Source organism: Actinoplanes sp. CA-015351 (assembly GCF_050955685.1).
Classification (GTDB): domain Bacteria; phylum Actinomycetota; class Actinomycetes; order Mycobacteriales; family Micromonosporaceae; genus Actinoplanes.
Genome location: NZ_CP192102.1, coordinates 5,023,284 through 5,041,476 on the forward strand (window position 1 = coordinate 5,023,284; position 18,193 = coordinate 5,041,476).

Below are 18,193 nucleotides of genomic sequence, written 5' to 3' on the forward strand. Positions count from 1 at the left end.
ATCGCCTCTGTCGTGCGGAGGACGGGGCGGTTACGCGTACCCAAGTCTTGGTCTTGAGGGGTTTGAGGTCTCACTCCGCAGGGGTGAGGTGGGGATGGCGCGGGCGGGGCAGGCTCGGGGCATGAACGGGTGGCTTATGTGGGGACTGGTTCTGCCTGTGCTCCTGGTGGTCGCGGGTGTCGTCAACTACCGGCGCAACCGCTCGAACCGCCGTCGGTGAGGTTCTGTTCGCTTCGATAGCGGGATCTCGGGTGGGCGACCGACTGGTCCACGGGGGCGGCTGGGCTGCGCAGCAGGGCGCGGACGGGCTGCCGAAATTCGTTCCGCCGCCCTTCGTCGACCCGCTCCGGCAGCCTCAGCGCAATATTCTGCGCCGGCCTGAGGTGCGGCTCCGGACGCAGGCCGCTGCTTCGTCACAGTTTGTCGCGCAGCTCCTTGGTGAAGAAGTCGAGGAAGCCGTCCGGATCAGGCCCGGCGTTCATCAGGACGATGTGGTCGTATCCCGCGTCGCGGTACTGCTGGACCGATTCCACGTACCGTGCCGGGTCGGGTCCGGTGACGAACTGCTTGCGCACGTCGTCCTCGGTGACCGTCGCGGAGGCTGCCTCGAAGTTGACCGGGTTCGGCAGCTCGGACATCACCTTCCAGCCGGTGACCGCCCAGCGGGTGGTCCGGTGCGCTTCCTTGACCGCCTCCTCCTCGGTGGGTGCCCACGCGACCGCGACCTCGGCATAAGCCGGGCCTCGACCGCCTGCCGCGGTGAACGTCTCCACCAGATCGGCGCGCGGCTCGGTCGCGAACAGCCCGCCGCCGTGGGTGGCCGCGAGCTCTGCCGCCGACGTGCCGCCGGCCGCGACCGCGATCACCGGGAGCACGTCCGGCAGGTCGAACACCCGGGCATCCTCGAGTTGCAGGTATTTTCCCTGGTAGGACTGGTATCCGCCCTGCCAGAGCAGGTTGATGATGTCGAGTGCCTCGGCGAGCCGCTCGTGCCGTTCCCGGACGCTGCCGAAGCCCTGGCCCACCACGTGCTCGTTGAGCCGCTCCCCCGAGCCGACACCGAGCGTGAACCGTCCGTCCGAGATGATCGCCAAGGTTGCCGCCGCCTGCGCGACGATCGCGGGGTGGTAGCGCACGGACGGGCAGGTCACGCCGGTCGCGAGCCCGAGGGTACGGGTCTGGACGGCGATCGCACTGAGCACGTTCCAGGCGAACGGCGAGTGGCCCTGCACGTCCAGCCACGGGTGGTAGTGGTCGCTGATCTCGACGAAGTCGAATCCGGCCTGCTCCGCCCGGAGCGCCTGCCGGATGAGTTCCTTGGGGCCGAAGGCCTCGGCCGCGAGCTTGTACCCGAGTTTCATGCTGCTGGCGATTCCCCGGAGCCGTCGCCACAAACGAGGCCGGAGCCACCGCCACAAACCAAGACAGTCAAAATCCCAGATCAGGGGTACGGGAACCGGCCCCGCTCCTGCTTGTTAGGGTCCCCAACCGTGAGCGAAACGAGCGGCCCAGCCACCGGAACCCGGGTCATCGGCGGCCGGACCTACGACTTCTCCCGCCGTGTCGTCGTGATGGCGATCGTGAACCGTACGCCGGACTCGTTCCACGACCGGGGCCGCACGTTCGCGCTGGAGAAGGCGACCGAGGCGGTCAAGGCCGCGGCCGATGACGGTGCCGACTGGATTGACATCGGTGGGGTCCCGTTCGCGCCGGGCCCGGAAGTCACCGCCGCAGAGGAACTGGACCGGGTGCTCCCGGTCGTCGAGGCGGCCCGCGATCTCGCCGTGGTCTCGGTCGACACGTTCCGCCCGGAGGTCGCCCGCGAAGTGATCAAGGCGGGTGCCGGGGTCATCAACGACACCTCTGGGCTGCGGGACGTGGCGATGGCCGACGCCGTCGCCGGAACTGACGCTCAGCTGGTGATCACGCACAGCCTGGCCGCGCCGCGCACCCTCCACCCCCGGCCGCGGTACGGCGACGTCACCGCCGAGGTGGCCGGATTCCTGCGGGAGCGGGTCGAGCTGGCGCTGTCCCGCGGGGTACGCCCCGAGCAGATCATCATCGACCCGGGCCATGACCTGAACAAGAACACCCTGCACACGCTGGAGATCACCCGCCGCCTCGAGGAGATCACCTCGATCGGCTACCCGACCCTGGCGGCGCTGAGCAACAAGGACTTCATCGGCGAGACCCTGGACCGGCCGCAACAGGACCGGCTGGCCGGAACCCTGGCCACTGTGGTCTTCTGCATCCTGCGCGGCGCCCGGATCATGCGGGTGCACGACGTCCGGGCGGCAACCGACGCGGTACGCATGACCGAGGCGATGCTGGGCTGGCGCGAACCGGTGTTCCTGCGCCACAACATGGACTGAGGTTCAGTCCGCGTCGGGGCGTGGCAGGGTCCCGAGGATGTCCGTCATCCACGGCTGCGGATCAACGGCGTCCGGGCCGAGGACCCGCATCGCACCGAGCACCGTGATCAGCATGCCCATGGCGAAGAAGTCGCGGGCCTCCTCGGCGGTCGCGCCGGTCAGTTCCCGCACCACGCTGTACAGGTTGCCGTAACAGGACCGGACCGCGTCGCCGATCACCGGGTCGGCGGCTGCTCCGAATCCGTGCAGCAGCACGTTCAGCAGTTCCCGCTCGGCGAGAAGTTCCTTGTACGCGTGGCCGAGCCCACTCAGCGTCGGCTCCTTCGCGGCGGCTGCCCGCCATTTCATCTCGATCCGGTGTCCGGCGTGCCCCACGGTGGCAAGGAAAAGCTCCTGCTTCGACCCGAACAGGCGGATCACGTACGGCTGGGAGACGCCCGCGAGTCGTGCCACCTGGTCCGTGGTCGTGCCTGCGTATCCACCCACGGCGAAGGCCTCGAGGGCGGCCGTCACGAGCTGGGCGTGGCGTTCCTGTGCGGTGAAGCGGGTCCGGGTCACGTTGACATGTTATCAGTCGATGCATACTGTGCTTAGTTATCAGCGGATAACAACTACCGCTGACACTCATCCCGTCACCGGAGAACACCTTCAGGGGGAAGCCGTGACCACGCTCGCACCCAATCCGCCGGAAAACCGGACCCGGGCCCGGCCGCTCGGCCTGATACTCGCCGCCGTCGGCATCCCGACGTTCATGGTTTCGCTCGACAACCTGGTCGTCAGCACGGCGCTGCCGGTCATCCGCACCGAACTGGGCGCCTCGATCACGGACCTGCAGTGGTTCGTCAACGCGTACACACTTCCGTTCGCGGCATTCCTGCTCACCGCGGCCGCGCTCGGCGACCGGCTCGGTCGCCGGCGGATGTTCCTGGCCGGCATCGTCGTGTTCACCGCCGCCTCCGCCGGGGCGGCCCTCGCCGCCGAGCCGTGGCAGCTCACCGCCACGCGCGCCCTGCAGGGCCTCGGGGGCGCGGCCATCGCGCCGCTGTCACTGACACTGCTCGCCCAGGCCGTCCCGGATCGGCTGCGCAACGTCGCGGTCGGCATCTGGGGCGGCATCACCGGCCTCGGCGTAGCCCTCGGCCCGGTCGTCGGCGGCGCCGTGGTCGACGGCCTCACCTGGAACTGGATCTTCTGGGTCAACGTGCCGATCGGCGTCGGAGCACTGGCACTCGCAGCCACGGTTCTCAGCGAATCCCGCGGCGGGGCACGCCGCCTCGACCCGCTCGGCCTGCTCCTGTCGGCGAGCGGCATGCTGCTGCTGATCTGGGGCGTCGTCGACGGCCCGGACCGGGGATGGACCACCGGCCGGGTGCCGGTCATGCTGGGCGCGGGCGTCGCGCTGATTGCCGGCTTCCTCTTCTGGCAGACCCGCAACCGTACGCCGATGCTGCCGCTCTCCCTCTTCCGCTCACGTGGATTCAGCCTGGTCAACGTCGTCACCCTGACGTTCTCGGCCGGCGCGTTCGGCGCGGTCTTCCTGCTCGCCCAGTTCTTCCAGGTGGTGCAAGGGCTGAGCCCGCTGGAATCCGGCCTGCGCACCCTGCCGTGGACAGCGGCTCCGATGATCGTCGCGCCGCTGGCCGGCATCTTCGGCGCACGGCTCGGTGTCCGCAACCTCATCGTCGCCGGCCAGCTGTTCCTCGCCGCGGGCCTTCTGTGGATCGGGCTCGCCACGACGACCGACGTCACGTACGGACGTCTGGTCGTCGCGTTCGCCCTGGCCGGCATCGGGATGGGTCTGACGTTCGCGCCGATCAGCACGATGACCCTCGCCAGCGTCACCGAGCAGCAGCGCGGAGTCGCGTCCGGCACGAACAACACGATCCGCGAGTTCGGCGTGGCGGCCGGCGTGGCGGCGTTGTCGTCGATCTTCAGCACCTACGGCGGGTTCGCCAGTCACCAGAACTTCGTGGACGGACTGGTTCCGGCCGTCCTGACCGGCGCAGCCGTGATCGCGGCCGGGGCGGTGGTGGCGGCGTTCCTCCCCCGCCGAAGCTGAGGCCCAGCGCGGAAGCTGAGGCCCAGCGCGGAAGCCGGAGCCCAGTTCCGGCGGAGCCGGAGATCAGATTCCGGCGAGGCCAGAGATCAAGAATCTACGGCGCGAAACATCGATGAACGGAATGCGGTCGGGCTGTTGCACTTCGGCAACATGACTGCAACGATGACCTTCAATTCCAAGCCGTTCGGGTCATCGCGAGGAAACCGGCGACCGTCCTCACCGGTCCGATCCTGCCTCGCTGTGGCTCCGTTCCCCACGGCCTTGGAATCCGGCCGCCGGCCCACCGGCGGTGCGAGAAGCTGTGTGTGCCGGACCTCCGACCGGCACACACATTCCGCCCCGGCGGCCTGCCGCCGTCCGCACCGGCTGCCGGGGCCTCAATTCACCGTCCGCACCACCCCGGTGCCACCACCCGGGGCATCACCGCCACGGTTCGGCTGCCCCGGACCCGTCCTTGCCGCCGCTCAGCCGACCCGCACCCAGACGTCGTCGAGGGTGCCGTGGAACTGGTCGTTGTTCGCGCCGACGCCCTTGCCTCCGACGGTGAACGGGTGGTCGGTGTCGACGGACAACTCAGCCGGTACGGCAACGCTCGACTCGAGCCGGTCGTCGACGAGGATGGACAGGGTCGGCCCGGTGCGGCGGCACTCCAGCGAATGCCACTTGCCGTCGGAGACCGAGGTGCGGCTACGCGCCACGTGGACGGTCGTGCCCACCACGTCGCCGATTCCGCAGCTGGGTTTGCCGGAGAGCCCGTCGACCTGGAGCTTGTACTGCCCGCCGCCGGTCGAGTACCCCTTCTGGAGGATGTTCTCGCCCCGCCCCGTCTCCGCCGGGGAGAGCAGCACACCGGCGCCGTACCGCAGCGGCCGCGTACCCGGGTTCAGGTCCCTGGTCTCGCCGGCCTGCAGGATGAGCCGCGGGCAGGCCTCGCCGCCGCACTTGGCCGGGAAGTTCAACGCCTGCCCGCTGCCGTGCGTCACCAGCTTCACCGCACCGCCGTTGCGGCTGACCGCGCGCAGCAGATGCCCGTGCCCAGATCCGTCGTCGAACGTACCATCGGCGATCGTGGTGTCGAAGTTGTAGGAGGCGACATCCCCGGCAGGAGAAGACGCCGCCGGCAAGGTAGGCACAGCAGGCGACGCCGAGGACAGCGACGGAGACGGCACCGGCGTGGACTCGACGAACGCCGCCGGCGACGTGCCGGTGAACTCCGCGTACCGCTTCCTGGTCGCCCCGCCGACAACGGTGAAGTCCCCGACCGCGCTGACCGCGCCGAGCGGCTCGCTGGCGGCCAGCTGCCGGGTTCCGGCGACGCCGTTGGCCTGCGGCGACCAGTCGAGCAGGTTGCCCTCGCGGTCCGCGGCAGCCAGTTTGCCCCGCACCACGGACCCGTCGGTGCAGATTCCCTTGGCCCCGTTGTTCGTGGTGGTGCACGCCTTGTCGAAGTGCCCGCCGACGTAGACGACCCCGTCGAGCAGCGTGATGGCCTGCGCGTCGCCGTCGAAGACCCGGGTCCAGCGGGTCTCCCCGGTCCGGGTGTACGACACCGCCCGTCCGCCCTGGCCACCGAGCGCCGCGAACACCCCGTCCGGATGCGCCGCGAGCGCGAACACCTGCGAAACCGGCTTGGCCCGGAACGCCCGGTCGAGCGACCCCGTGGCCGGGTCGACCGCGCTGAGCCGCAGTGTCGTACTCACGTTGTTGGTCCGGTGGAACCGACCGCCGACGTAGACCCGGTCACCCGTCACGGCGAGTGCGTTGACCATGTCGTCGGTGGTCGGCGCCCACGCGTCGAGGGCGCCGGTGGCGAGGGTGAACGCGGCGAGGTTACCGCGCGTCACGCCGTCCACCGAGGTGATCCGGCCTCCGACGTAGAGGCGCCCGTTCCCGGCGGCCAGGGCGTTGGGCTGGCCGAGCACGGTGTGCTTGAGCGCGGTCAATGCGCCGCTGACCGCCCCGATCCCGGCGACCGCGTCCCGGCTCACGCCGTTGACGTTGTCGAAGTCGCCCGCCGCGTAGACGGTGTCACCGTCGACGGCGAGCGCCCGGACGTTGGCATCGGCGGCCGGCTTCCAGTCCAGCAGGGCGCCGGTACGCGCATGGAACGCGGCGAGCCGGGTCCGCGGTGTGCTCTTGCCGTTCACGACGGCGCTGGTGAAGTTGCCGCCGACGTACACGGTGTCGCCCCGGTAGGCGACCGCGTAGACGGAGCCGTTGAAGGACGGTGAGGTCACCGGTTCGGAGGAGACGATCTCGGCGAACGCGGTGCCACCGGCCGCCACCAGCACGGTCGCCACCCCGACGGTCAGCAGCCGCCGCGAAATCTGCAACCGCTGGGAGAACTGCGAACCCCTGGAGATCAACTCCCGCCGTACCACCGATTTACCTTTTTTCAGCTTATAGGCCACGTTGGGGGCTAACTCCTGACCCCGCCAAAGGTGTCGGACCGGACGTCCGGCGACTGACAGCAGCTATGCTCCGCGCGTACCGTCAATCGACGAAGGGGAATGTCGTGCCGCAGCGTCGCCGCACCGCCGTGCCCACCGCGATGATCGCGGCTCTGACCGCGACCTTCGCACTCAGCGGATGCGAGTTCGATGTCTCCCCCGACGCGATCTCGCCCGGCTCGATCCCGGTGCCGTTCAGCGTCGCTCCGGTGCCGTCGGCCTCGGCCGGACAGCCGGCCTATGTCTGCACCGCCATCTACAAGATCCTCACCGACGGCGCGGTGCGGCTGGCCGGCCAGATCTCCAGCGAGGACGGGCTGCGCGACACGTTCACCACGATGGCCGCGGACATCGAGAAAGCCGGCGCGAGCAGCACCGATCCGGTGCAGCGCGAGAAGATCACCGCGATCGCCACCTCACTGGATCGCGGCGCGAAGGCAGCCGATCCGCGGGCGTATCTGAGCGGTGAGTTCCCCACCATCGGGCAGGAACTGGACGGCACCTGCCCGTAACCTCAAAGCATGATCAACCAGGATACGACCACGAGGCCGGTTCGGATCGGGCTGCAACTGCAGCCGCAACACATGGACTACGCCACCATTCGCCGCGTCGCGTCGAAGGCCGAGGAGCTGGGCGCCGACATCCTCTTCAACTGGGATCATTTCTACCCGCTCTACGGCGAGAAGGACGGTCCGCACTTCGAGTGCTGGACCATGCTCGCCGCCTGGGCCGAATCGACCTCACGCGTGGAGATCGGCGCCCTGGTCACCTGCAACAGCCACCGCAACCCGGAGCTGCTCGCCGACATGGCCCGCACCGTCGACCACATCAGCGACGGCCGTCTCATCCTGGGCATCGGCTCCGGCTGGTTCGAGCGCGACTACACCGAATACGGCTACGAGTTCGGCACGGCAGGCGGCCGCCTGGACGACCTGGCCACCGCCCTCCCCCGCATCGAGTCCCGCTGGGGAAAGCTCAACCCACCGCCGACCCGCAAGATCCCGGTCCTGATCGGTGGCGGCGGCGAGAAGAAAACGTTGCGTCTGGTCGCGAAGCACGCCGACATCTGGCACAGCTTCGCCGACGCCGCCGTCCTGGAGCACAAACTCGGTGTCCTGCACGGCCACTGCGAGACCGTCGGCCGCGACCCGTCCGAGATCGAGGTCTCCGTCGAGATCGGCGGCAGCACCGACCCGAAGGACGGCGATCGATTCCGCGAGCTCGGCGCGTCGCTGTTCACCGTCGGCGTCGGCGGCCCCGAACCCGACCTCGGCCCGCTCCGCGAGTGGCTGGCCTGGCGAGACGCCACCAACAAGTAGATCCTGCCGGGGCGACGGCGGGCGCCACAGCAACGCACTCACGCGCCCGCCGCACACCCACCGCCGGTCAGGCCAGGCCTTCTCACCCGCTCATTCACAGCCGGCCTCCGGCACCCGGCTCACCGCCACCACGCCCAGCAGCCCGAGCACCGCAAGGAACGTGAACAGCCCGGCGTATCCCCCGAGCGCCAGCAACGGCGGGCGATGAACGGCACGATCGACTGGGGCAGCGAGTTGGCGATCCCGGCGATCGCCATGTCCCGGCCGGCGTCGGCACTGCTGGGCAGCAGCCGCACACACATCGCCAGATCGATCGCGACGAACGCCCCGGTTCCGACGCCCAGCAGCCCGGCAGCGACGAAGACGTAACCGAGGGACGGCGCGGCAGCGAGCACAGCCAGCCCCACCGCGGCGATCACGCCACTGAACACGACGAACGGCTTCTGCCTGCCCACCAGGTCGGTCAGGTATCCGGCCACAACGCTCGCCAGCGCGATCAGAACGACCGAGAGCAACGTCAGCTGCAGGACCAGTGTGCCGAGCCGGTCCTGGGAGACCCCGAAGCGTTGCAGCAGGTAGAAGGAGTAGTACGTGTTGCCCGCGTACGCGCAGGTGACCAGGAAACGGACCAGGCATGCCCAGCCGAACGCGGGATACCGGCGCGGGTCGATCCAGAACGTGCGCACCAGAACGGCGTAGCCGCGGCGACGGCCCGCCACCGGCCCCGGCGTCACCAACGCACTCGTGTCCCGCAGCAGCACCGCCGCGACGACCCCGGCACCCGCCGTCACCACGGCCACCGAGATCCATTGCGCCGGCGACCCAGCGGGGAACCCGTTGGCGAGACTCAACCCGACGAGCGGCCCGATCGCGATGGTCATGCCGATCAGTCCCGATACGCCTCCGCGGCGGCCTTCCGGAACCTGGTCGGCGACCACGGCACTCGTCGCAGCCGCCTGGAAGGTCAGCAGCACCTGCACGGCACACCAGAGAACCACGACCTGCCAGACACTGGTCGCCGCGCTGATCGCGGCGAGCGTCGCCGCACCGGTCACCGCGCCGACGAGGATCCAGGCCCGCCGGCGGCCGAACCGGGACACCGTCCGGTCACTGATCCGGCCGGCGATCGGGTTGGCGACCAGCGCGACCAGTGCGCCGAACCCGGCGACGAGCCCGAAGGCGCTCGTCGCGGCGTCACCGGCGATCGCGGTCAGCCGCAGGGTGAGGAGCAGCTGGATCGGGGTGATGATCGCGACGTAGCAACCGACGTGCGACACGATCAGCGCCGCGACGAGCCGGCCGAACGACGTTCGCTGGTCCGCGGCGGCACCGCCGACGGGGCCGAGCCGAGATGGTGACGCCGTCATCTGGTGCACTCCGCCCGTCAGCGTTCTTGACAGGCAGAGGCAACCACCACCGGATAAATGTCCGATTACCGAGAGCTAGACGATCAGGAAGCCGGGCGATCAGGAAGCCGGGCGATCAGTGCGTCAGACAACCAGGCTGAGCAGCATCACACACCCGAACCCGACCACCGAGATGATCGTCTCCATCACCGACCACGTCTTGATGGTCTGTCCCACGGTCATTCCGAAGTACTCCTTGACCAGCCAGAACCCGGCGTCGTTCACATGCGAGAAGAACAGTGACCCGGATCCGATGGCCAGCGCCAGCAACGCCACGGTAGGCGAGTCCAGCGTGGTGGCCAGCGGCGCCACGATGCCCGCCGCCGTGATCGTGGCGACCGTGGCCGACCCGGTCGCGACCCGGATACCGACCGCGACGAGCCACCCGAGCAGCAACGCGTTGATGTTGGCGTCCTGCGCCGCGTCGGCGATCACGTTGCCCACGCCGGCATCGACGAGCACCTGCTTGAATCCGCCGCCGGCCGCGACGATGAGCAGGATGCCGGCGATCGGCGGCAACGCCCCGCCGAGAACCGCCGAGGTCTCCTTGCGGTCGAATCCGGCGCGGTACCCGAGCGCCCACATCGCCACGAAAACGCCGGCGAGCAGCGCCACGATCGGCTCACCGATGACCTCGAAGGCGGTGCGTACCGAGTCGCCTTCGGGCAGGACGACTTCCGCGATGCCCCGCGCCATCATCAGCGCGACCGGCAGCAGGATGGTCAGCACGGCCGCCCAGAACCCGGGGTTGCGCCGCCCCCTGACCTGCTCGTCGACGAGTTCACCGGGCGAACCCGGGTTGGCCAGATCGGATCGGTCGACGAAGTCCTGCCCACCCGCCGGCCCCGAACCGGACCGGTCCCCTGCCGTCTCCAGCAGTGCCGGCACCGCGAGCGGCACCCGCTTCGCGATGAAGTTCCCGAACACCGGCCCCGCGATGATCACCGTCGGGATCGCGCACACCAGGCCGAACATCAGGGTCAGACCGAGGTCCGCGTTCAAACTGGAGATCGCGACAAGCGGCCCCGGGTGCGGCGGCACGAGGCCGTGCAGCACGGACAGACCGGCAAGAGCCGGGATACCGAGCCGCAACAACCCCACGTCGGTACGCCGAGCGACAAGCAACACGATCGGCACCAGCAACACGACGCCGACCTCGAAGAACAACGGCAGCCCGATCAGCGCGGCGACACCGGCCATCGCCCACGGCAACGCCGCGCCGGACACGCCGTTGACGATCCGGTTCACGATGCCGTCGGCGCCACCCGACTCGGCCAGCATGGCGCCGATCATCGAGCCGAGCGCGATCAGTACGCCGACACTGCCGACCGTGTTGCCGAGGCCGGTGGTGAAGGAATCGATGGTGTCGCCGGGAGCCGCGCCCGCGACCAGCCCGAGCACCCCGGATCCGGTGATCAGAGCGAGGAATGGATGCCACTTCGCCCAGGCGATCAGCAGCACGACCACAGCGATGCCGAGCACCGCCGCGAGTACGAGCTGACCGGTACCTGCGTCGGTGATGGCTTCGGCAGCGAGCGGTGTCATGCAGCGCCGTTACCCCTGTGAAACAGTTTTCAATCTCTCCGCATGCGACGGCGGTCCGGAGAAACGCGCCAGCCGGTCTTCTCAGCCCGCCAGCCCGTCTCTCAAGCCCGCCAGCCCGTCTCTCAGCCCGCGAGCTGGGCCTTCACGCCTCGGGTCAGGTCGTCGCCGAGGACCTCCTGATCGCCACGCTCGATCGCGTCCAGCGCGAGTTTCGCGACGATGGCCGGGTCGACCTTCTGCTCCGGCAGAACGGACGCGGCCATGTCGGTGTCCATGTATCCGACGTGCAGCCCGGTGACACTGATCCCGCTCGGCGCCAGCTGGTCGCGCGTCGCGTTGGTCAGCGCCCAGGCCGCCGCCTTCGCCGCCGAGTACGCGCCGAACGGGCCGGGGTGGAACCACGACAGCACCGAGAGAACGTTGAGGAACGCGCCCCCGCCGTTGGCTTCGAGGACCGGCGCGAACGCCCGGGTGACCAGCAGCGTCCCGAAATAGTTGGTCTCCATGTCGAGCCGGATCCCGTCGAGCTCGCCGCCGATGAGCGGCTGCCCGGCCGCGACACCGGCGTTGTTGACGACAAGGGTGGCGTCGGCGGCGACGGAAGCGGCCTGGGCCACCGACGCCGGGTCGGTGACGTCGAGCCGCAGCGGGATCGCGCCCGGCAGGTCGATGCTCTCCGGGTTGCGGGCGGCGGCGTAGACCTTGGCGCCACGTTCGAGCAGCTGGGCGGCGATGTGACGGCCGAACCCGCGGTTGGCTCCGGTGACGACGGCGACTGCGTTGGTGAGTTCCATGCGACTTAGATTACGAGCATCATCTAATAGCAGCAAGGTAATAGATGACACACCTCATCTATAGTTGACGGCATGGGACGGGTATCGCAGGCACAGGCACGAGAGAACCGCGAACGCATCGTCGCGACAGCGGCACAACTGTTTCGCGAGCGAGGCGTGTCCGGCGTGAGCGTCGCCGACGTGATGGCCGAGGCAGGCCTGACCCACGGCGGCTTCTACAAGCAGTTCGCCTCCAAGGACGCCCTGATTGCCGAGGCCGTGACTCAAGCCTTCACCGAACAGGCAGCCGCGCTGCGGACAGATCAGCAGCCTGCCGATTTCCTCGACACCTACCTCTCCCCCGAACACCGCGACCACCCCGGCGGCGGATGCCCATCAGCGGGGTTCGGAGGCGACGTCGCGCGCTCCGGCGGCGGCGAGGAGACCCGCATGGCGTACGCGAAAGGGGTTGAAGCCTTCGCCACCCACCTGGGCCGAACCGGCGAACCGGACCTGGCCACCCTGAGCACCATGGTCGGCGCTCTGATCCTGGCCCGCGCGACAGCCGGAACGGACCTGTCCGGCCAGATCCTGGCAGCCGCCCGCGCCGCTCTCGGCGCGCCGCCCGCACCCGGTTGCGAGGGTGTGTCACGATCTTGAGTGGCGATTCCCGGGGAGCGGAGTTCAGATGAAGAAGATCCTCGGCTGGATCCTGCTGTTCCTGCTGGTCTTCTGGATCGGCACGAACCCGGGCCCGGCCGCCGAGGTGGCTCGCAGCCTCGGCGACGGAGTGGCCCAGATCTTCCGCAACATCGGCACGTTCTTCGTCGAGCTCGCGAACGGCTGACCCCGGCCCGGGTCTGACGTGCGAATCCTCTGCGCCGGCCTGGCCACGGTAGACCTGATCCAGCGGGTGCAACGGCTGCCCGGCGTCGACGAGAAGGTTCAGTCCGACTCCGTCGACGTGGCCGCCGGCGGCCCGGCAACAAACGCCGCCGTCACCGCGGCCACCCTCGGCGCCCCGCTGGGCATCGAGGTGGTCCTGGTCAGCGCGGTCGGCGCACACCCGCTGGGTGACCTGATCCGCGCGGACCTGGCCGCGCACGGCGTGACGCTGATCGACACGACTCCGACGAGCACCGACCCGCCGCCGATCTCCGCCGTGACCGTCCTGTCCGGAACCGGCGAACGCACCATAGTGAGCCGCAACGCGGGAACCCGGAACGCTGCCCTGCCAGAAAACGGACTGCCCGACGCCGACCTGACCCTGGTGGACGGCCACCACCCGATCCTGTCCACCGCCGCCGCCCGCTCGGCACGCCGCCTGCTCGTGGACGCCGGCAGCTGGCGCCCGGCCTTCGCCGACATCATCCCGCATGCCGAGGTGGTGGCCTGCTCAGCCGACTTCCGCCACCCCGGCGCATCCCCCGAGAACGGCGACGCCGCGCTGGCCGAGGCCGTCGGCGCACCGTTCGTAGTGGTCACGCACGGCGCGGCCCCGGTCCGCTGGTTCAGCACGAACCCGCCGGCTCACGGCGCAATCCTCGTGCCACCGGTCCCCGCCGTGGACACCGCAGGAGCCGGCGACGCTTTCCACGGCGCCCTGGCGGTAGCACTGGCTCAGCACCAGGATCTCCCAGCCGCCATCAGCTACGCGATACGAGTGGCCGGCGTCCGCGTCACGCACGCCGGCCCCCGCACCTGGCTGAAATTTCTATGAACCGCGGCAAACCTCAGACCGTCCGCGCCAGCCGATCAGCCAGCAGCTTGGCGAACCGCGCCGGATCCTCCAGGTCGCCACCTTCGGCGAGCAGCGCGGTCCCGTACAAAAGCTCCGCGGTGTCCGGCAGATTGGCGTCGTCAGCGCCCCGCTCATGCGCCGCCCGCAGCCCGGCCACAAGAGGATGGTTCGGGTTGAGCTCCAGGATCCGCTTGACCCGCGGTCCTTCCTGGCCCATCGCCCGGTACATCTTCTCCAGCGCCGGCGTGACGTCGTTGGCGTCGCTGACCAGGCACGCCGCCGAGGTGGTGAGCCGGTGCGAGAGGCGAACCTCCTTGACCTGCTCGTCCAGCTTCTCCTTGAGGAAGCCGAGCAGCGGACCGAAGTCACCCTCGGGCTCCGGTTCCTCCTCGTCCTTCTTCAGGTCGACCGAGCCCCGCGCGATCGACCGCAGCTTCTTGCCGTCGAACTCGGGCACCGCGTCGACCCAGATCTCGTCGACCGGGTCGGTGAGGATCAGCACCTCGTAGCCCTGCTCGCGGAACGCCTCCATGTGCGGCGAGTTCTCCACCTGGGAGCGGCTCTCACCGGTCAGGAAGTAGATCTCCTCCTGGCCTTCCTTCATCCGCTCCACGTACGCGGCGAGCGTCGTCGGCTCGGTGCCCGCGGTGGTGAGGAAGGAGGCGATCCCGAGGAGCGGCTGGTGGTTGTCGGGCTCGCTGAGCAGGCCCTCCTTGACCGCCCGGCCGAACTCGCGCCAGAACGTCGCGTACTTCTCCGGGTCGCTGGTCATCAGGTCCTTGATGGTGGACAGGACCTTCTTGGTGAGCCGGCGCCGGATCATCTGGATGTGCCGGTCCTGCTGCAGGATCTCCCGGGAGATGTTCAGCGACAGGTCGGCCGCGTCCACCACGCCCTTGACGAAGCGCAGGTAGTCCGGGATCAGCTCCTTGCTGTCGTCCATGATGAAGACGCGCTTGACGTAGAGCTGAAGCCCACGCCGTGCCTCCCGCTGGAACAGGTCGAACGGCGCCCGCGCCGGGATGAAGAGCAACGCTTCGTACTCGAACGTGCCCTCCGCCTTCATGTTGATGATCTCGAGCGGATCGGTCCAGTCGTGGCTGATGTGCCGGTAGAACTGGTGGTACTCCTCGTCGGTGACCTCGCTGCGGGGCCGCGCCCACAGCGCCTTCATCGAGTTGAGGGTCTCCGGCTCCGGCGTCTCACCCTCCGCGTCCGGGGACGACGATGCGGCCATCCGGATCGGGAACGCGATGAAGTCCGAATACCGCTTGACGATCTCCTTGATCTTCCAGACGTCCGCGTAGTCGTACAGCGCGTCGTCCTCGTCCTTCGGCCGCAGCTGCAGCGTCACCGACGTACCGACCGGAGCTCCCTCGGCATCGTCGATGGTGAACGTGCCCTCACCCGCCGACTCCCAGCGCGTACCGTGGCCTTCGGTCCCGGCCTTGTGCGTGACCAGGGTGACCGTGTCCGCGACCATGAAGGTCGAGTAGAAGCCGACGCCGAACTGGCCGATCAGCTCGGGGCTCTCCTTCGCCTCCTTGAGCTTGGCGAGCAGGTCCGCGGTTCCCGACTTGGCGATCGTGCCGATCAGGTCGACGACCTCCTCGCGGGTCATCCCGATGCCGTTGTCACGGATCGTCAGCGTCCGCTTCTCGGCGTCCACCTCGATCTCGATGTGCAGGTCGGAGGTGTCCGCTTCCAGGCCGTCCTGCAGCTTGGCGAGGCGAAGCTTGTCCAGCGCATCAGACGCATTGGAGATCAGCTCGCGCAGGAAGATGTCCTTGTTCGAGTAGATCGAGTGGACCATCAGCTGCAACAGCTGGCGCGCCTCTGCTTGGAACTCCAACGTCTCCATCGTCACCCGTTTCCGTCATGTCCGGTGCTTCAAGGGTCGATCGTATGACGTCCCCTCCCCGGAGCCTCTCAGGAGGCTCGCCACAACCCACAGACAGATCACAACCATGTCGTAGCGGGGTGGTGGGTACAGACCGCTGCTCCCGCCGAGGGCCCCGGGCGGAGAGCTGGCCGCTCCGCGTCCAAACCACTCCCCACCCAGGGCGACCTGCGTAAATGGTTGCGCCCAAAACCCGGCCCGGCGTACTGAACTCAGGCTTTGTCCGGCGATTCAGCCGGTTCAGGAGCCTTCTCCACCGGCGCTTCGGCGTCAACCGGCGCGGCCTCGACCGGCGCCCCGGCCGGCTCCGGCTTCGTGACCCCGTTGAACAACAGGTTCAGCAGGAAGACGACGATGACCGTCGTGGTGATCGAGCTGCCAAAAATGATCTGAAGCTCGTCGGGCATCTTCCCGTAGAAGTTCGGCGCGACCACCGGCACCATCCCGGCGCCGATCGAGATCGCGACGATGAGCAGGTTGTTGTTGCCCTCGAACTCGACCTTGCGCAGGCTCCGGATGCCGACCGCGGTGACCGTGGCGAACATGACCAGCGCGGCAGCCCCGATGACCGGGCCGGGCACCGCCGCGATGATCTCGCCGAGCTTCGGGATGAGACCGAGAAGAACCAGGATGATGCCGGCCGCGGTGACCACGTAACGGCTACGCACCCGGGTCACCTGAACCAGGCCGACGTTCTGCGCGAACGCCGTGTCCAGGAACGAGTTGAAGACACCGGCGAGCACACCGGAGAGCCCGTCGGCAGCGAGACCGCGGGCGATGTCGTTCTCGGTGGGGTTCTTGCCGACCGCCTGTCCGACAGCGATCATGTCGGCCGTCGACTCGACGTAGATGATCAGCATGACGATGCACATCGAGATGATCGCGGCGGCCTGGAACTCGGGCGGGCCGAAATAGAACGGCCGGGCCAGCCCGAACCAGCTCGCGTCACCGACGCCGGCGAAGTCGACGAGCCCCATGAAGCTCGCCACGATCACGCCGAAGATCAGGCCGATCAGCACGCTCAGCGAGACCAGGAACCCGCGTGCGAACCGGTTGATCAGGACGATCATCAGGATGATCGCGCCGGCCAGCGCCAGGTTGCCGAGGTCGCCGTAACCGGGCGCCTCCTCGTTGTTGCCGGCGATCAGGCCGGCACCCGCGTCGATCAGCGAGAGACCGATGACGGTGATGACCGTGCCGGTGACGATCGGCGGGAACAGATGGATGATCTTCGCGAACGGCTTGGCGATGAGCAGGCCGAAGACGCCGGAGACCAGGAACGCGCCGTAGATGGCCGGCATGCCGTACTTGCCGCCGATGAGGATCATCGGGTTGAGCGCGGCGAAGGTGGCGCCGGCGACGACCGGCAGGCGCACGCCGAGAATCTTGCCGACACCCAGGCTCTGCACGATCGTGATCAGGCCGGCGACGAACAGGTCGGCGTTGACCAGGATCGCGATGGTGCTCGCGTCGAGCTTCAGGGCGCCGCCGACGATCAGCGGGACGGCCACGCAGCCGGCGTACATGACGAGGACGTGCTGAAAGCCGAGCACTGCCAGGCGGCCGTACGGTAAACGCTGGTCGACCGGGTGCGGAGTGGGGGTCGCGACCGCTTCGGACATCGGGAATCCTTCCACGTGGAAGTAAAGTCCCGCGATTCTCGATCCGCTTTGTTTACAACGATCGATGCAGTGTTACCTGCCGATTACGGCCACGACGGGCCTTTCAGCAGCCCGGCCCGGCAGCCATCCCGTTTGTAATCTTATACGCCGAAATATCGCCCTTGACCCAGTCGCGCAGGTCGCTGATCGCCGTCGGCTGCACCCCGGTGACCGCCTCGTACCCGACTATCGCCGTGTCCACCGTCCGGCAGGTCGCACGGTCGGCAACCACCTGGACGTCGCCCTTCAATTTCTCCGGGTTGAACGCAGCGTAAGAAACGCCGGAAATACTCACGGTAAGCGCTGCCGTCATCGCCATCTCAACTAAACGCACGTCAGCAGGCTAGCGGCCATCACGGAGAGTATCCAACCGTCCGTTCGGCCGAGATCACCTTCTTCCAGTGCCACGGAGAGTGATGAGCACCCCGGGCGAATGAATCCACGTGAGCCTTTACCCACCCCGACCACCTTGGGTACGTTGATTACTCGGAGCAACGGTCTAGTAACGCTGGAGGATCCCATGCGTCGTGCCGCTGTCGTTCTCACCCTCGTTCTGGCCGGCCTCTGGATCGCCGCGCCCGCGCAAGCGTTCGCGCACAACAGAGTGCACAGCCCAGCCCTGCACGCCCTGCTCGACGGGCTGACCCTGCTGGTCGCCTCGGCGCCGGTGTGGACGGCCATGCTCTGGACCGGCGGCCGCCGGTGGCTGCTGGCCGCGCTCATCGCCGTGGTCCAGGTACCGGTCGCGATCATCGGGTTCGTGCCGATCGTCGACCCGTACCTTCATCTGGCCCTGTTCGCCGTCGCCCTCGGCCTCACCGCCGTCAGCCTGCGGGTGGTCCGTAGCCAGGCACGGGCTACCGCCGTACCCGCACCCAGTCGCCGCTAGGCGACCGGACGGCCAGGTCGCCCGCCCGCGACCTGGCCGTCCGCTGAGGTTTCCCGGTCCCCTGAGGTTTCCTGGTCT

General features: G+C 68.6%; 17 protein-coding genes. 8 read left to right on the top strand and 9 right to left on the bottom strand.

Going from position 1 to position 18,193, the window contains the following annotated elements:
* Nucleotides 1-413: 413 nt before the first annotated feature.
* Nucleotides 414-1,361, bottom strand: a complete 948-nt coding sequence (locus ACQP2E_RS23140) for a TIGR03557 family F420-dependent LLM class oxidoreductase (RefSeq protein WP_433825032.1) — start codon at nt 1,359-1,361, stop codon at nt 414-416.
* A 129-nt stretch (nt 1,362-1,490) separates the two neighbouring features.
* Between ACQP2E_RS23140 and folP the strand changes: the two genes are divergently transcribed.
* Entirely contained in the window at nt 1,491-2,372 is an 882-nt protein-coding gene (gene folP, locus ACQP2E_RS23145; protein WP_433825033.1) for a dihydropteroate synthase, read from the top strand.
* A 3-nt stretch (nt 2,373-2,375) separates the two neighbouring features.
* Here folP and ACQP2E_RS23150 read toward each other — a convergent pair whose 3' ends face one another.
* Nucleotides 2,376-2,930: a TetR/AcrR family transcriptional regulator gene (locus ACQP2E_RS23150; RefSeq protein WP_433825034.1), complete on the bottom strand. Its 555-nt coding sequence runs from the start codon at nt 2,928-2,930 to the stop codon at nt 2,376-2,378.
* 103 nt (nt 2,931-3,033) lie between these two features.
* Here ACQP2E_RS23150 and ACQP2E_RS23155 point away from each other — a divergent pair, with 103 nt between their 5' ends.
* Entirely contained in the window at nt 3,034-4,431 is a 1,398-nt protein-coding gene (locus ACQP2E_RS23155; RefSeq protein WP_433825035.1) for a DHA2 family efflux MFS transporter permease subunit, read from the top strand.
* Between the two features lie 464 nt (nt 4,432-4,895).
* Here ACQP2E_RS23155 and ACQP2E_RS23160 read toward each other — a convergent pair whose 3' ends face one another.
* Nucleotides 4,896-6,812: a LamG domain-containing protein gene (locus tag ACQP2E_RS23160; protein ID WP_433825036.1), complete on the bottom strand. Its 1,917-nt coding sequence runs from the start codon at nt 6,810-6,812 to the stop codon at nt 4,896-4,898.
* A gap of 134 nt (nt 6,813-6,946) precedes the next feature.
* Here ACQP2E_RS23160 and ACQP2E_RS23165 point away from each other — a divergent pair, with 134 nt between their 5' ends.
* Together ACQP2E_RS23165 and ACQP2E_RS23170 are read left to right on the top strand one after the other, a co-directional pair.
* A complete protein-coding gene (locus ACQP2E_RS23165; RefSeq protein ID WP_433825037.1) occupies nt 6,947-7,393 on the top strand; it encodes a hypothetical protein in 447 nt (148 codons plus the stop codon).
* A 9-nt stretch (nt 7,394-7,402) separates the two neighbouring features.
* The gene (locus ACQP2E_RS23170) at nt 7,403-8,200 is read left to right on the top strand and encodes an LLM class F420-dependent oxidoreductase (protein WP_433825038.1); all 798 of its coding nucleotides are present in this window, start codon (nt 7,403-7,405) and stop codon (nt 8,198-8,200) included.
* A 119-nt stretch (nt 8,201-8,319) separates the two neighbouring features.
* Here ACQP2E_RS23170 and ACQP2E_RS23175 read toward each other — a convergent pair whose 3' ends face one another.
* The 3 genes from ACQP2E_RS23175 to ACQP2E_RS23185 form a co-directional block, all read right to left on the bottom strand.
* Complete coding sequence (locus ACQP2E_RS23175) at nt 8,320-9,567, bottom strand: MFS transporter (RefSeq protein WP_433825039.1); 1,248 nt, start codon at nt 9,565-9,567, stop codon at nt 8,320-8,322.
* Nucleotides 9,568-9,690: 123 nt separating this feature from the next.
* Nucleotides 9,691-11,151: a GntP family permease gene (locus tag ACQP2E_RS23180; RefSeq protein WP_433825040.1), complete on the bottom strand. Its 1,461-nt coding sequence runs from the start codon at nt 11,149-11,151 to the stop codon at nt 9,691-9,693.
* Nucleotides 11,152-11,273: 122 nt separating this feature from the next.
* On the bottom strand, nt 11,274-11,945 hold the full coding sequence (locus ACQP2E_RS23185) for an SDR family oxidoreductase (RefSeq protein ID WP_433825041.1): 672 nt from the start codon (nt 11,943-11,945) through the stop codon (nt 11,274-11,276).
* Nucleotides 11,946-12,017: 72 nt separating this feature from the next.
* On the opposite strand from ACQP2E_RS23185, the gene ACQP2E_RS23190 reads away from it, so the two are divergent.
* Genes ACQP2E_RS23190 through ACQP2E_RS23200 form a run of 3 tightly spaced genes read left to right on the top strand, consistent with a single transcriptional unit; the run spans nt 12,018 to nt 13,644 of the window.
* A complete protein-coding gene (locus tag ACQP2E_RS23190) occupies nt 12,018-12,584 on the top strand; it encodes a TetR/AcrR family transcriptional regulator (protein WP_433825042.1) in 567 nt (188 codons plus the stop codon).
* A gap of 28 nt (nt 12,585-12,612) precedes the next feature.
* Nucleotides 12,613-12,771, top strand: a complete 159-nt coding sequence (locus tag ACQP2E_RS23195; RefSeq protein ID WP_181558080.1) for a hypothetical protein — start codon at nt 12,613-12,615, stop codon at nt 12,769-12,771.
* An 18-nt stretch (nt 12,772-12,789) separates the two neighbouring features.
* Complete coding sequence (locus ACQP2E_RS23200) at nt 12,790-13,644, top strand: PfkB family carbohydrate kinase (protein WP_433825043.1); 855 nt, start codon at nt 12,790-12,792, stop codon at nt 13,642-13,644.
* A 13-nt stretch (nt 13,645-13,657) separates the two neighbouring features.
* Here ACQP2E_RS23200 and htpG read toward each other — a convergent pair whose 3' ends face one another.
* The 3 genes from htpG to ACQP2E_RS23215 form a co-directional block, all read right to left on the bottom strand.
* Nucleotides 13,658-15,532, bottom strand: a complete 1,875-nt coding sequence (gene htpG, locus ACQP2E_RS23205; RefSeq protein ID WP_433825044.1) for a molecular chaperone HtpG — start codon at nt 15,530-15,532, stop codon at nt 13,658-13,660.
* 245 nt (nt 15,533-15,777) lie between these two features.
* Entirely contained in the window at nt 15,778-17,187 is a 1,410-nt protein-coding gene (locus tag ACQP2E_RS23210) for a nucleobase:cation symporter-2 family protein (RefSeq protein WP_433825045.1), read from the bottom strand.
* 103 nt (nt 17,188-17,290) lie between these two features.
* Nucleotides 17,291-17,560: a hypothetical protein gene (locus tag ACQP2E_RS23215; protein ID WP_433825046.1), complete on the bottom strand. Its 270-nt coding sequence runs from the start codon at nt 17,558-17,560 to the stop codon at nt 17,291-17,293.
* Between the two features lie 186 nt (nt 17,561-17,746).
* Between ACQP2E_RS23215 and ACQP2E_RS23220 the strand changes: the two genes are divergently transcribed.
* Nucleotides 17,747-18,115, top strand: a complete 369-nt coding sequence (locus ACQP2E_RS23220; RefSeq protein ID WP_433825047.1) for a hypothetical protein — start codon at nt 17,747-17,749, stop codon at nt 18,113-18,115.
* The last annotated feature ends 78 nt before the right edge of the window (nt 18,116-18,193 follow it).

Excerpts from the sequence above, each read along its gene's own strand:
- ACQP2E_RS23210 (WP_433825045.1), bottom strand. The coding sequence starts at position 17,187 with ATGTCCGAAGCGGTCGCGACCCCCACTCCGCACCCGGTCGACCAGCGT.
- ACQP2E_RS23180 (WP_433825040.1), bottom strand. The coding sequence starts at position 11,151 with ATGACACCGCTCGCTGCCGAAGCCATCACCGACGCAGGTACCGGTCAG.
- ACQP2E_RS23190 (WP_433825042.1), top strand. The coding sequence starts at position 12,018 with ATGGGACGGGTATCGCAGGCACAGGCACGAGAGAACCGCGAACGCATC.
- ACQP2E_RS23140 (WP_433825032.1), bottom strand. The coding sequence starts at position 1,361 with ATGAAACTCGGGTACAAGCTCGCGGCCGAGGCCTTCGGCCCCAAGGAA.
- ACQP2E_RS23175 (WP_433825039.1), bottom strand. The coding sequence starts at position 9,567 with ATGACGGCGTCACCATCTCGGCTCGGCCCCGTCGGCGGTGCCGCCGCG.
- ACQP2E_RS23185 (WP_433825041.1), bottom strand. The coding sequence starts at position 11,945 with ATGGAACTCACCAACGCAGTCGCCGTCGTCACCGGAGCCAACCGCGGG.
- ACQP2E_RS23195 (WP_181558080.1), top strand. The coding sequence starts at position 12,613 with ATGAAGAAGATCCTCGGCTGGATCCTGCTGTTCCTGCTGGTCTTCTGG.
- ACQP2E_RS23220 (WP_433825047.1), top strand. The coding sequence starts at position 17,747 with ATGCGTCGTGCCGCTGTCGTTCTCACCCTCGTTCTGGCCGGCCTCTGG.
- ACQP2E_RS23170 (WP_433825038.1), top strand. The coding sequence starts at position 7,403 with ATGATCAACCAGGATACGACCACGAGGCCGGTTCGGATCGGGCTGCAA.